Consider the following 12,382-nt stretch of genomic DNA (forward strand, 5'->3'; position numbering starts at 1 on the left):
ATACTAACTACCTAAAAATAATAATTTATGAAAAGCCTAAAAATTATGATTTTGGTATTGCTGATTCAGACTAAAATTTTCAGTCAGCAATCTCCAAAAAGAGAAATGCGAGCCGCTTGGATTTCTACCGTAGAAAATATCGACTGGCCTTCTAAACCAGGATTATCAGACAAAGAAATGAAGAACGAAATGATTGCCATTTTGGATAATCTGCGTTCTTATAATATGAATACCGTAATTTTTCAAATTCGTCCAACTGCTGATGCATTTTATAAATCAACAAAAGAACCAGCATCGCATTGGATAACCGGAACCCAAGGCGTTGCCCCAGGTTTCGATCCGTTGCAGATGATGATCGATGAAGCGGGAAAACGTGGAATGAATGTGCATGTTTGGCTTAACCCGTATCGTGTTCAGAAAGATACCGTTAGAGATGTACTTTCAAAAAATCATTTATATTTTAAAAGACCAGACCTTTTCCTGACTTACGGAAAAACGAGATATTTTAATCCGGGTTTAAAGGAAACCAGAGATTTTGTGGCTTCTGTTGTGGGCGAGATTGTTCGTAAATACGATATTCAGGCAGTTCACATGGATGATTATTTTTATCCGTATAAAATTGCAGGACAAGAATTTCCAGATGATAAAGCATTTGCCAAAGAACCGCGCCAGTTTAAAGATAAAGACGATTGGAGAAGAGACAATGTCGATTTAATTATCAAGCAAATCAGAGATACCATTATTGCCAATAAACCAGAAGTCGAATTCGGAATTTCACCTTTTGGGGTTTGGCGAAATATTGCCAAAGATTCGCAAGGTTCTAATACCGTTGCTGGAGCAACAAATTATGATGATTTGTATGCGAATATCTTAAAATGGCAAAAAGAAAACTGGATCGATTATGTAACACCTCAATTATACTGGCATATTGGTTTTGACCGCGCCAATTTTGAAGTTCTGGCAAAATGGTGGGCAGAACACAAATATGGAGCAAATGTTTACGTTGGCCATGGCGATTATAAAATTTCAACTTCGGCTAAAGAACCTGAGTGGAGAAGTCCGGACCAGATTGTAAAACAAATCGAAATGATTCGTAAAATGCCTCAAATTGATGGCTCTATGCATTTTACCGCTTCGACTTTCTTAAAAAAAGGAGATACTTTGAGACAGCCACTTCTTCAAAAAGAATATAAATACATTGCTTTAACTCCAGAAGCGAATAGAATTACAAGACTAAAACCAGAACCGCCAACAAATGCAGTGATTGCTAAAAAAGGAGATAAAGCAGTTTTGACTTGGAAAGCGGCATTGAATGACAAAAAATATGTAATCTACAAATTCCCAAAAGGAAGAATAACTGATTTCTCAAATCCTGAGAATATTTATTATGTGACAACAGCCTTAAAACTAGAAGTTCCGAATGCCGATTTGGAAAACTACGTGTATGCGCTCACCGCTTTGAGTCAGACTCAGACAGAAAGCAGTCCGATTGAATTTTCAATAAAATAAAATATACAAAGAAATGAGAAAAAGTATTCTTCTATTAGCCATATTTCTAAGTTCGCTTAGTTTTGTACAAGCCCAAAAATTAGACCTAATTCCGAAACCGGTATCTGTTCAGCAAAGTTCGGGTCAGTTTGTTTTGCCTTCGCCATTAAAAGTGGTTGTAGACAAGAAATTAAAAAACAGCGCCGATTATATTTCAGCAAATATTTCAAAAAATACAGGAATTACCCCAATTGTTTCTATTGGAAAAAAACACGGAAAAAATAATATTTCATTTCTGGTTGATAAGAAATTGAATCTTCCAGATGAAGGTTATCACTTAGAAATAAATGAAAAAGGAATTTTCGTAAAAGGAAAAACAGATAAAGGAGTTTTAAACGGATTTCAGACTTTACTTCAAATTTGTTCTACAAAAGATGTTAAAAAAGGAAGCGTTCCGTTTGTAAAAATTGAAGATTATCCACGTTTTGACTGGCGTGGAATGATGTTGGATTGTTCAAGACAATTCTTCGATAAACAAACCGTAAAAAATTATATTGACTGGTTGGCCGCTCATAAAATGAATGTTTTTCATTGGCATTTAACAGACGATAACGGCTGGAGAATCGAAATTAAATCGTTGCCAGATTTAACTTTAAAAGGCGCTTGGAGAGGTCCAGGCGAAGTTTTGCTTCCTTCTTATGGCTCTGGTGACAAACGTTACGGAGGTTTCTATACACAAGAAGATATTAAAGAAGTGGTGGCTTATGCAGCAGATCGAGGTATTTCTGTAATGCCAGAAATCGAAATACCGGGACATTCGCGTGCCGTAACAGCTTCGTATCCAGAAGTGGGTTGTGCGATTACGCAGGAACTAAAAAGTGTTCAGGGCGAAGTGAAAAATGTTTGGTGTGTTGGGCGCGAAGAAAATTATGATCTCCTAGATTCGATTATTAGAGAAGTATCTGGATTATTCCCTTTTGAATATATTCATATTGCCGGAGACGAAGTTAATCGTGCCAATTGGGAACATTGTCCAAAATGTCAAGCTTTGATGGCAAAGGAAGGATTTACAGATAGTTTTCAGCTTCAAAATTATTTCTTTAGAAGAGTACAGAAAATTGTAGACAAATACCATAAAAAAACAGATGGATGGAACGAAATCCTGAAAGGCGGAGAAATTGATCCGAACACGTTGATTTCTGCTTGGCAAGGAATTAGTTATGGAATTGAATCTGCAAAAAAAGGGTATAAAACCATCATGATGCCAGGACAATTTACGTATTACGATATGGCACAATCTGAAACAGAACGCGGCCATCGTTGGGCTGCAATCACAGATACCAAAAGAGCCTATTCGTTTGAACCAATTCCAGATACTGATTTAACTCCAGAAGAACAAAAAAATATCATTGGAGTTCAAGGTGCTTTGTGGAGCGAATATTTGGATCGTCCTGCAAGAATTATGGAATATCAAAGTTATCCGAGAATCAGTGCGTTGTCTGAAATTGGATGGTCTAAAAAAGAAGATAAAAACTGGGACGATTTTTACGGAAGATTAACTCACAGTCATTTGCAAAGACTGGCAGATATGGGAATTGCTTTTAGAGATTTTCCTCCAACAGCGATTTATAAAAATGGAACAATTACTGTAACGCCACCTTATGAAGGTGCTGTTGTGCGATTTGATAAAGATGGAAATGAGCCAACAAGACAATCGCCTCTATACACAGAGCCAATTCAAACGAAAGATTACGAACGCTATATGTTTAGAGTATTTTTTAATGAATATATAGCAAGTCCAGCAGTAAAAGCTGAAAAACTGCCTGTTGCCAATTGGAATACCTCTAAAGCAGAAGTCTTGACTATTTCTGAAAATATTACTGAACATGTTGATAAAAAAGGAATCTGGTATTTGACTTTCAATCCGACAGATGATGGAGCAAACGGAACAATCAAAAATGTTTCGCTTTTTGAAAATGATAAATTAATTCAGACTTATGCAGATGAAAAAGCACTAAAATCAAAACCTCGTTTGAGATTTTTGATTGAAAATTATAATGAAAAAAATACGTATCGATTAGACTTTACAGTCGAAAATAAAGAAGAGAAAAAATCTGCAGCAAATGTAAAATTCAATTGTACGCCTTATCAGGAACCAGAAGTGAAAGTGACTTCTTCGATGGCAGAAAATCCGAAGTTTCCAATTGCGAATCTGGAAGATTATAATGAAGAAACCTATTTGCGTACCGATGTTGCCTGCAAAGATGGCGATTGGATTTTGTATACTTTTACGAATCCTGTAGTGTCTTCTAAAATAGATGTTTTAACTGGAATTCCGCATCATCCGAGATTTATAATAAACAACGGTTATGTTGAGTTTTCATACAATGGAACTGATTTTATAAAAGGCGATAATTTTGATTACGGAAACGCATCAATTTATCCGAAACAGCCTATAAAAGCGGTTAGAATACAAATTACAGGAACCAATAATGAGCCTTTGATGGCAGGACAGGACTTAAAAATTAATCCATAGTACTATGAAAAATATTGGTATTAAAATTATAGTGGTTTCCTTGATTTTCTTGGGAGTAAAAGGTTATTCGCAGAAAAAGGCAAAGCAATCTTTTGATGTAAAACGAAATGAGGTTTATATCGATTCGATGATGACAAATGCGCTCGAAAAAGGCTTTTTTCCAGGAGCACAGATTATTGTAGGAACAGGAGATTTTAATCTGATTTCCAAAAATTACGGTTATCACGATTATACCAAAAAGCAATTAGTAAAATCAGATGATGTTTTTGATTTGGCTTCGATGTCTAAAGTTTTAGGAGCAACACTTGTAACAATGCGTTTGGTTGGAGATGGAGAAATTAAATTGACGGATCAAGTAGGTGAAATTGTTCCGATGTACAAAAACACAGCGATTTCCGATTTAACGCTTTTTGAATTGCTAACGCACACTTCTGGATTAACGCCAAGTATCACTTTTTATCAAGCATTGCTTTCTACACCAGATAATTCGCCTTTTTTGAGCAATCAAAAATCGGAACAATATGTTGAGCCTTTTGATAATATGTTTGTGAACAAAAATATTGTTTACGATTCTAAATATCTGGTTTTTGAACCAAAAGAAAATTGGGTTCAGATTTATAAAAACATGTGGCTCAATCCAGAGTTTTATCCATCGGTTTATGAGAGAATTGCAAAGGCAAATACAAATCCGAGAGCGAAATATTTGTATAGCGATTTAAATTTGCTTTTGGTGAAGCAAATGATTGAAACCAAAACAGGAAAAAAACTCGATGAGTTCACAAATGAAATTTATACCGAATTAGGCATTTCGAAAATTGGCTATAATCCGTTAAAATGGACTTCTATAGATAATGTAATGCCAACTGAGGTAGATAATTTTTTTAGAAAAGATACTGTAAAAGGTTATGTGCACGATGAAGCAGCGGCGATTTTTGGAGGCGTTTCTGGAAATGCAGGTTTGTTTGCCAACGCAGAATCGATTGCCGTAATCTGTAAAATGTTAATGAACAACGGAAATTACAAAGGAAAACAGATTCTAAAAGCCAATGTTGTAAAAGAGTTTACAGATTCGCCACTTGCAAAAGAGGGAATTTATCGCGGTTTAGGTTTTGATAAAAGAAAACCAGACGAGTTTTTTACAAAAGACGATTTTGGGCATACGGGTTTTACAGGAACTTTTTTCTTTATGAATAGAAATACAAACCGATTTTTAATCATTCTAACCAATCGAGTTAACCCAACGAGAACAAACAGATTAATGTACAAAGACGATTTTAGCGCTAAAATCTGGAGACAGATTAATAAATAAAGTTTGCCACGAATTGCACGAATTTACACGAATTAATTTTCTTAATCTGTTTGAAAAAGTTTTGCCACAGATTAAGAGGATTAAAGTGATTTTTATTTTATATAAAGTATGTAAAAAAAGAATTAGCGAAAATTTGTGTAATTAGTGACAAACAAAAAATCCTTTTTTAATCCTTTAATCTGTGGCAAAAAAAAATAAGAGCTATGAAAAAACTAATTATAATCTGCCTGCTAATTTCAGCCGTTTCTTTTGCGCAGCAAATAAAAACTGGTGCTGAGAATTCCGAAAAATACCTGCCTTTATTAAAAGACAAAACCGTAGGAATTGTAACCAACCAAACGGGAATTATCACTAAAGAAAAACATTTAGTCGATTTTTTAGTAGAACAAAAAGTAAAAATAAAAAGCATTTTTGCACCAGAACACGGTTTTAGAGGAACAGCTGATGCTGGAGAAAATGTATCTGACGAAATCGATTCTAAAACTGGTTTGCAGATTGTTTCGCTTTACGGAAAAAACAATAAACCAACTCCAGAGCAATTAAAAGGAATCGATGTTATGGTTTTTGATTTGCAGGATGTTGGAACACGATTATATACGTACGTTTCTACAATGCACCGCATTATGGAAGCCTGCGCAGAGAACAATGTTCCACTGATTGTGTTGGATCGTCCCAATCCGAATATTTCGATCGTTGACGGCCCTGTTTTGGATATCGCTTTTAAAAGCGGAATCGGAATGCATCCAACGCCTTTATTGCACGGAATGACTTTGGGAGAAGAAGCCAAAATGATCAACGGACAAAAATGGCTGAAAGATGGAATTCAATGCAAACTGACTGTGATTCCGTGTTTGAATTATACTAGAAAAAGCTCTTATAGTTTGCCTGTACGACCTTCACCAAATTTGCCAAACGATCAAGCGATTAATTTATATGTGAGTTTATGTCTTTTTGAAGGAACAAATGTAAGTATGGGACGCGGAACCGAAAAGCAGTTCCAGATTTACGGTTCGCCCTATCTGCCAAAAAGCGATTTCTCTTTTACTCCACAACCTAATTTTGGAGATAAAGATCCTTTATACAAAGGTATAGAATGCAATGGAGAAGATTTGTCTTCTATTCCGAGAATAAGCAGATTAGAAATTAAATGGTTGATAAAAGCCTATCAGACAACAGCAGATAAATCTAAATTTTTCGATAAAAGAAAATTTGCCATTCGCGCAGGAAATGAAAAACTCCAACAGCAGATTGAAGCTGGAATTTCGGAAGAAGAAATCAGAAACAGTTGGAAAGAAGGTTTAATTGCGTTTAAAAAAATGAGAGCTAAATATTTGATTTATAAGTAATATCTTTCAGGTTTTCTTTCGTTTTATTTGATTTCACACAAAATAGAATAGAATTTCAACCGGACTACTTGTAATTATTAAACTGGTATGCTTTGTTGGTACGGTAAGAGTTTACTTTTGCCAAAAAAATAGTAAACCAAAATGAAAAAAATCTATTTTGCTGTTTTTACAGTAATTTGTACCAATTTTTACGCACAGACAAAAAACGATTCCATCAACCAAATGGATGAAGTCATTATTAACGAAGGTCGTTTTAACACGCCAATTTCTAAACAAAACAGAAACGTTTATGTTATCTCTAGCGAAACAATAAAAAAACTTCCAGGAAGAACATTGCAAGAAGTATTGCAATATGCCAACGGAGTAGATATTAGACAAAGAGGACCTTTTGGAACTCAAGCCGACATTAGTGTTGATGGCGGAAGTTTTGAGCAAACTGTTGTTTTATTGAATGGAGCAAAAGTTATCGATTCGCAAACGGCTCATAATATGTTGAATCTTCCTCTTCCAGTTGAGGCAATAGAGAGAATCGAAGTTGTTCGTGGTCCGGCTGCAAGAATTTATGGAATCAACAGTTTAACGGGAGCTATTAATATTATTACGAAAAAACCAACCGATTCTGGTTTTTTGGTTAGCACTTATGCAGGTTCTAATTTCGAAAAAGACACGGAAGACACTGGAGATACCTATTACGGAACAGGAATTCAAGCTGGAGCTGTTTTAGGAAAAGAAAAACAGCAACATTTAATTTTTGCTTCGCATGATAAAAGCAACGGTTACCGTTACAATACAGCATTCGAAAACAATAAAATTTTCTATCAAGGAAATGTTCAGATCAATGATAAAAACGAAATTTTAGGTTCTGCAGGTTACATCAATAACGGATTTGGTGCTAACGGATTTTATGCTGCTCCAACTGATAAAAATGCTACCGAAATTGTTCAGACTACATTTGCTAACATTCAATCCAATCATCAAATTACGGATAGTTGGAAAATTATGCCGAGAGTAACTTACAGATACAATTATGATGATTACCGTTATTTAGGAAATTCAAATTTGACAGTTGGAAGAAGTCAGCATTACACGAATTCTATTGCTGGAGAATTGAATTCTACAGTTAAATTATCTAAAGGAGAAATTGGTTTTGGAGCTGAATTTAGAAACGAAAATATTCACTCTTCAAACATTGGAGATCATGATCGCGATAATGTTGGTCTTTATGCCGAGTACAGAACAAGTTTTACGGAAAAGTTAGATGTAAACATCGGAACGTATTTAAACTATAATTCAGATTACAAATGGCAGATTTATCCAGGAATTGATGCAAGTTATGCAATTACTGACGCATTTAAAATTATTGGAAATGTGGGAACAAGCCAAAGAATTCCATCGTTTACAGATTTGTATTTGAAACAAACTGGAAATATCGGAAATCCAGATTTAGATTCGGAAAATGCGTTTCAGAGTGAAGTTGGATTTAAGTACAACAAAAGAGCTTTGAGCTTAAATGCGAATTATTTCTACAGAAAAATTGACAATTATATCGATTGGATGCGTAACGAAACAACGGTGCCTTGGCAAAGTCAGAACACTGGAGATTTGAACACAAACGGAATCAACTTACGTGGAACTTATAGATTTGATTTCTCTAAAGATTCTAGATTAAACATTCTTTTAGGATACACTTATTTAGATTCTGAATTTAAAACAGCACGTACAGAAACGTATTCAAAATATGCAATTTCTTCATTAAAACATCAAATTACCAATACGATAGATTATCAGTTTAGAAATCTATCTGTAATGTTTGCAACTCGTTTTAACGAAAGAATTACAGGGCCTTCTTATTGGGTAAATGACTTTAGAGTAAGCCAGGCAATTAATAAATTCACCATTTTCTTAGATGGACAAAATATTTTCAATGCAGCGTATTATGAAGTAGGAGCAGTCCCACTGCCTTCAAGATGGTTTACATTGGGAGTGAAATTAGTTACTTTTTAAATTACTTTATTTAGGGAATTAGATTATTGTAAAAAAGCCTGTAAACATTACGTTTACAGGCTTTTTTGTTAAAGACTATTGTTTTTTAGCCAAAGATTGACATCATCAAACATTTGTCTATTTACAGTGTGACCTTCTTCGTAAGAATGAAAATCAGGATGTAAATTTTTTGTTTTTAGAAAATCAGAAGCGTCTATGGCGTATTGATAATTTAAAACAGCATCTTGTTTTCCGTGAGAAATAAAGATTTTAAGTTTTTCAAGACGTTTTTCATTTGCCATAAAAGGTTTTATTTCTGGCAAAAGTCTTCCGCTCATTACGGCAATTCCTTTCACTTTTTCTGGAGCGGTAAGTGCAACACTATAGCTCATGATTCCGCCTTGGCTAAATCCCATTAAGTAAACTTCTTCAGAATTAAAATGGACTTCAGATTTTAAATCATTAATAAAATCAATTAGCATTAATCTTGAATTTTCGGCTTGTTCAGCATTTATCTGAGGTTTTCCAGTAGAAAAATCTACCTGAAACCAAGCGAAACTATTTGCGCCAAAAGTCAATGGTCCGCGAGCAGACACCACCACAAAATTATCGGGCAATTCGGGTGCAAACGAAAAAAGATTTTGCTCGTTTCCGCCAACGCCATGAAGCAAAATCACCAAGGGCGGATTTGCCGTTTTTATTTTGGGTTCTCTAATTAAATAATGCAGTTTAGTTTTTTCTTTAGTTGAATTCATAATCGTAAAACTGAAAATTGATAGGGTAATAAGGACGGCAAATGCAATCCAAAAAAACTTTTTTAAACTCATGCTTTGTCTATTTTTACAGACATCATGTTGAGTGATCCAGCCACAAGTTCATCATTAAAAATCGTTGCTTTTTCGTCTTTTTCCTGAAGTGATAAAATGTACAATAACGGAAGATAATGTTCTGGAGTTGGAACGGCCAATTCAAATTCTCTTCCTTGTTTGTCAAATTGAATAAGCGATTTGTGATCCTTATCCAAAATCATGTTTTTCATTTTTTCATTCGCAATATGCGCCCATTCAAAAGCGTAACCCGGAACCATCATTTTGTCCCAAGCGGCGAGACGTAAATTGTGAACAGTATTTCCGCTTCCAACAATAAGAACACCTTTTCGGCGTAAAGCTGCTAGCTCTTTTCCTAGTTCATAATGATATAATGCTGGTTGCGAGTAATCGATACTCATTTCGATAACCGGAATATCGGCATTTGGATAAAGAAATTTGACAACCGTCCAACATCCATGATCCAACCCCCAACTGTTATCTAATCCAACCGAAGTTGAAGTGATTAATTTTTGTGTTTCTAAGGCTAATTCTGGACTTCCAGGTGCAGGATATTGCACATCAAAAAGTGCTTGCGGAAAACCTCCAAAATCATGAATAGTTGGCGGTTTTTGCATTGCCGTTACAAAAGTTCCTTTGGTTTCCCAGTGTGCAGAAATACAAAGTATCGCTCTTGGTTTTGGAAGTGTTTTTGCCACTTGTTGAAAGCCTTGAGTAAAATTATTATCTGCCAATGCATTCATCGGATTTCCGTGTCCTAGAAAAAGAACTGGCATTCGTTCTGTAGGTCCAAAAGTATCTACAGCGGTTTTAAGTGAGCTGAGTTTCATTGCTGCAGCTCCGATAGGTAAAATTGCCATGGTTTTTAGAAAATCTTTACGATTCATTTTTTATAATTAATTGCTTAAAAAGTATCTTTTATTTGTGATACAAAATTGCATTTAATTACAACGAAAGGGGTAATGATTTTCGGAAGAAAGGTTGTGTTTTTAAGAAAGAAGCTTTTTCATTTCTTCTCTAAATTCTGTTGGAGTCATTCCTGCTTTTCGTTTAAAAGCGTGCGTAAAATAGGTTTTTTCATTAAATCCGAGTTCGTAACCTATTTCGGCAATGTTTTTATCTGTTGTCATTAATAAGTTTTTGGCTTCGGTTAATTTTCTAGTTTCAATAATTTCCGAAACACTTTGCTGTAAAATATTTTGGCAGATAATATTTAAGTTGCGCGAAGTCATAAAGAGTTTTTCTGCGTAAAAATTTACATCTTTAGATTCTTTGTAATGCTGTTCTAATAACCTCAAAAAGTTTTTGAAAGTAGAACTCTGAATTTTTTTCGATTCAGCGTTATCTAAATTCAGCTTTCGTCTTTCCGATTCGATAATGGTAAAAAGCGCGCTCAATAATTGTTTGATAACGGCAAGATCAGGAGCTTCTTGTTCGTATTCATCAAAAATAATTTTACAGATGGTATCTAGTTTTTCAAAACAATAATTACTTTGCAAGCTAATATTCGCTTTGTCATGAAAAGAAGCATAAAGACTGAAGGTAGTTTCAGCGATGAATTCGCTTTTAAATCGTAAAACCCACATATCGCAATCTCCATCTTTTATGAGAGGTTTTGCGCGATGAATTTTTCCTTGAGTCACAAAACTAATAAAAGGCGCTTCAATCAATTTGGACTGAAAATCTATGAAATGTTCTAGCTGGCCTTTATTTCCAATTATGAGTTCTTCAAAATCATGCGCATGAGGTTCATTTACCGATTGCATAATTTTTTCAGATTCGGCAGCCGTAATCTTAAACATTTTAAAAATCTCAGTCATAATTGGTGTTTTGAGGAATCTAAAGGTAATTATTATTCTTAGACATTTTATTGGAGACTATTGGTTAAATCAAAAATCAATTGAAAGTCTATAAGCAAATCATGTAAATTTTTCGTTAAATGATATAAGTAGTTATGGTTTAATTTATTGAATTTTACTAACTTAGGAATGAAATAATAATCGGGCTTTCAATTTTTGAGAGTATAAAATTATAGAAAATGGATACAAGAAATGAACAAAACGATTTATTCCAAGATGGTATTGATCGTACTCAAGAATCAAATTGGGATCCAATCTTAGGATACCATATGTATTTTCCAAATGATGAAAACAAACAGGAACTGCTAAACGAAGAAAATCATCCTATTCATCAACAAAACACAGGCGATTGGGGAGATGATGCCGATTATGAAGAACTTAGGCATAAAAATAATTTCAATAGAGATATTGCCGAAAATGATGCAACTAAAATAGATTAAAAATGATAAAAAAGAGCAGAAAAACTTCTGCTCTTTTTTATTACTAGTTTAGCATTTTTATAAAGTAAATTTATTGATATATAACAAGTTATAAAAATTGTGTAAAAGAACTAAAGGCTGAAATCGCTATTTTTATAATATTTAAAGAAGAAAATATTCAATTAAAAATATACGATTATGAAAAAGCAAATAAAAATAAAAATTGCCCTCTTAGTTTTTTTGGCAGGATTATCATTTTCTTGTAAAAAGAACGAAAGCACTACAATAGATTCATATGAAAATGATTCTATTCAAAAAACAATGGACACTGTAGGACCAGACATGGATACAGTCGATATAGACACAACAGCAACAGTTAAGACTGATTCTATTAAGAAGTAATTGCTAGTAAATGCATAAAACGAAAAGCTGAATACTAACGATTCAGCTTTTTTGTTACTATGCATTAATAGAAGATTAATGAGGGTGTTTAAAGATGTCTTATTAAATCAAAATCATTTTTAACAAATGTTTAAAGTAAAAGCGTTTTTCTCTATATTTGAGAAGGAAATTAACAATTTACATGCCTTTTACACTATAAAACAACTTTAGAAA

General features: G+C 34.0%; 10 protein-coding genes. 7 read left to right on the forward strand and 3 right to left on the reverse strand.

Going from position 1 to position 12,382, the window contains the following annotated elements; all coding sequences use genetic code 11:
* Positions 1 to 27: 27 nt before the first annotated feature.
* From AC1Q5Z_RS16975 to AC1Q5Z_RS16995, 5 genes are all read left to right on the forward strand, one after another.
* Positions 28 to 1,509 carry a glycoside hydrolase family 10-like protein gene (locus tag AC1Q5Z_RS16975; protein ID WP_343585459.1) on the forward strand — a complete coding sequence of 494 codons (1,482 nt, stop codon included), beginning with the start codon at positions 28 to 30 and terminating at the stop codon, positions 1,507 to 1,509.
* A gap of 13 nt (positions 1,510 to 1,522) precedes the next feature.
* Entirely contained in the window at positions 1,523 to 4,024 is a 2,502-nt protein-coding gene (locus AC1Q5Z_RS16980) for a beta-N-acetylhexosaminidase (RefSeq protein WP_492446047.1), read from the forward strand.
* Positions 4,025 to 4,028: 4 nt separating this feature from the next.
* Positions 4,029 to 5,333 (forward strand): serine hydrolase domain-containing protein, encoded by a 1,305-nt coding sequence (locus AC1Q5Z_RS16985; RefSeq protein WP_343585463.1) that lies wholly within the window; start codon positions 4,029 to 4,031, stop codon positions 5,331 to 5,333.
* A 203-nt stretch (positions 5,334 to 5,536) separates the two neighbouring features.
* On the forward strand, positions 5,537 to 6,679 hold the full coding sequence (locus tag AC1Q5Z_RS16990; protein WP_343585465.1) for an exo-beta-N-acetylmuramidase NamZ family protein: 1,143 nt from the start codon (positions 5,537 to 5,539) through the stop codon (positions 6,677 to 6,679).
* Between the two features lie 141 nt (positions 6,680 to 6,820).
* Positions 6,821 to 8,683: a TonB-dependent receptor plug domain-containing protein gene (locus tag AC1Q5Z_RS16995; protein ID WP_343585467.1), complete on the forward strand. Its 1,863-nt coding sequence runs from the start codon at positions 6,821 to 6,823 to the stop codon at positions 8,681 to 8,683.
* 68 nt (positions 8,684 to 8,751) lie between these two features.
* Here the strand turns inward: AC1Q5Z_RS16995 and AC1Q5Z_RS17000 are convergent, their stop codons facing one another.
* From AC1Q5Z_RS17000 to AC1Q5Z_RS17010, 3 genes are all read right to left on the reverse strand, one after another.
* Positions 8,752 to 9,489 carry an alpha/beta hydrolase gene (locus tag AC1Q5Z_RS17000; RefSeq protein WP_492446049.1) on the reverse strand — a complete coding sequence of 246 codons (738 nt, stop codon included), beginning with the start codon at positions 9,487 to 9,489 and terminating at the stop codon, positions 8,752 to 8,754.
* Positions 9,486 to 10,319, reverse strand: a complete 834-nt coding sequence (gene ygiD, locus AC1Q5Z_RS17005) for a 4,5-DOPA-extradiol-dioxygenase (RefSeq protein WP_492446290.1) — start codon at positions 10,317 to 10,319, stop codon at positions 9,486 to 9,488. Before ygiD ends, AC1Q5Z_RS17000 begins: the two co-directional genes overlap by 4 nt.
* A 159-nt stretch (positions 10,320 to 10,478) precedes the next feature.
* Positions 10,479 to 11,309, reverse strand: a complete 831-nt coding sequence (locus AC1Q5Z_RS17010) for a helix-turn-helix domain-containing protein (protein ID WP_198856537.1) — start codon at positions 11,307 to 11,309, stop codon at positions 10,479 to 10,481.
* A gap of 218 nt (positions 11,310 to 11,527) precedes the next feature.
* Between AC1Q5Z_RS17010 and AC1Q5Z_RS17015 the strand changes: the two genes are divergently transcribed.
* Together AC1Q5Z_RS17015 and AC1Q5Z_RS17020 are read left to right on the forward strand one after the other, a co-directional pair.
* On the forward strand, positions 11,528 to 11,788 hold the full coding sequence (locus tag AC1Q5Z_RS17015) for a hypothetical protein (protein WP_198856536.1): 261 nt from the start codon (positions 11,528 to 11,530) through the stop codon (positions 11,786 to 11,788).
* Positions 11,789 to 11,965: 177 nt separating this feature from the next.
* On the forward strand, positions 11,966 to 12,169 hold the full coding sequence (locus AC1Q5Z_RS17020) for a hypothetical protein (protein ID WP_343585474.1): 204 nt from the start codon (positions 11,966 to 11,968) through the stop codon (positions 12,167 to 12,169).
* Positions 12,170 to 12,382: the final 213 nt, after the last annotated feature.

Source organism: Flavobacterium sp. GW823-FHT06G12, from assembly GCF_058794775.1.

Bases quoted from the DNA above. Each gene is read 5' to 3' on its own strand.
- ygiD (WP_492446290.1), bottom strand. From the start codon at position 10,319: ATGAAACTCAGCTCACTTAAAACCGCTGTAGATACTTTTGGACCTACA.
- AC1Q5Z_RS16975 (WP_343585459.1), top strand. From the start codon at position 28: ATGAAAAGCCTAAAAATTATGATTTTGGTATTGCTGATTCAGACTAAA.
- AC1Q5Z_RS16985 (WP_343585463.1), top strand. From the start codon at position 4,029: ATGAAAAATATTGGTATTAAAATTATAGTGGTTTCCTTGATTTTCTTG.
- AC1Q5Z_RS17000 (WP_492446049.1), bottom strand. From the start codon at position 9,489: ATGAGTTTAAAAAAGTTTTTTTGGATTGCATTTGCCGTCCTTATTACC.
- AC1Q5Z_RS17020 (WP_343585474.1), top strand. From the start codon at position 11,966: ATGAAAAAGCAAATAAAAATAAAAATTGCCCTCTTAGTTTTTTTGGCA.
- AC1Q5Z_RS17015 (WP_198856536.1), top strand. From the start codon at position 11,528: ATGGATACAAGAAATGAACAAAACGATTTATTCCAAGATGGTATTGAT.
- AC1Q5Z_RS17010 (WP_198856537.1), bottom strand. From the start codon at position 11,309: ATGACTGAGATTTTTAAAATGTTTAAGATTACGGCTGCCGAATCTGAA.
- AC1Q5Z_RS16980 (WP_492446047.1), top strand. From the start codon at position 1,523: ATGAGAAAAAGTATTCTTCTATTAGCCATATTTCTAAGTTCGCTTAGT.
- AC1Q5Z_RS16990 (WP_343585465.1), top strand. From the start codon at position 5,537: ATGAAAAAACTAATTATAATCTGCCTGCTAATTTCAGCCGTTTCTTTT.
- AC1Q5Z_RS16995 (WP_343585467.1), top strand. From the start codon at position 6,821: ATGAAAAAAATCTATTTTGCTGTTTTTACAGTAATTTGTACCAATTTT.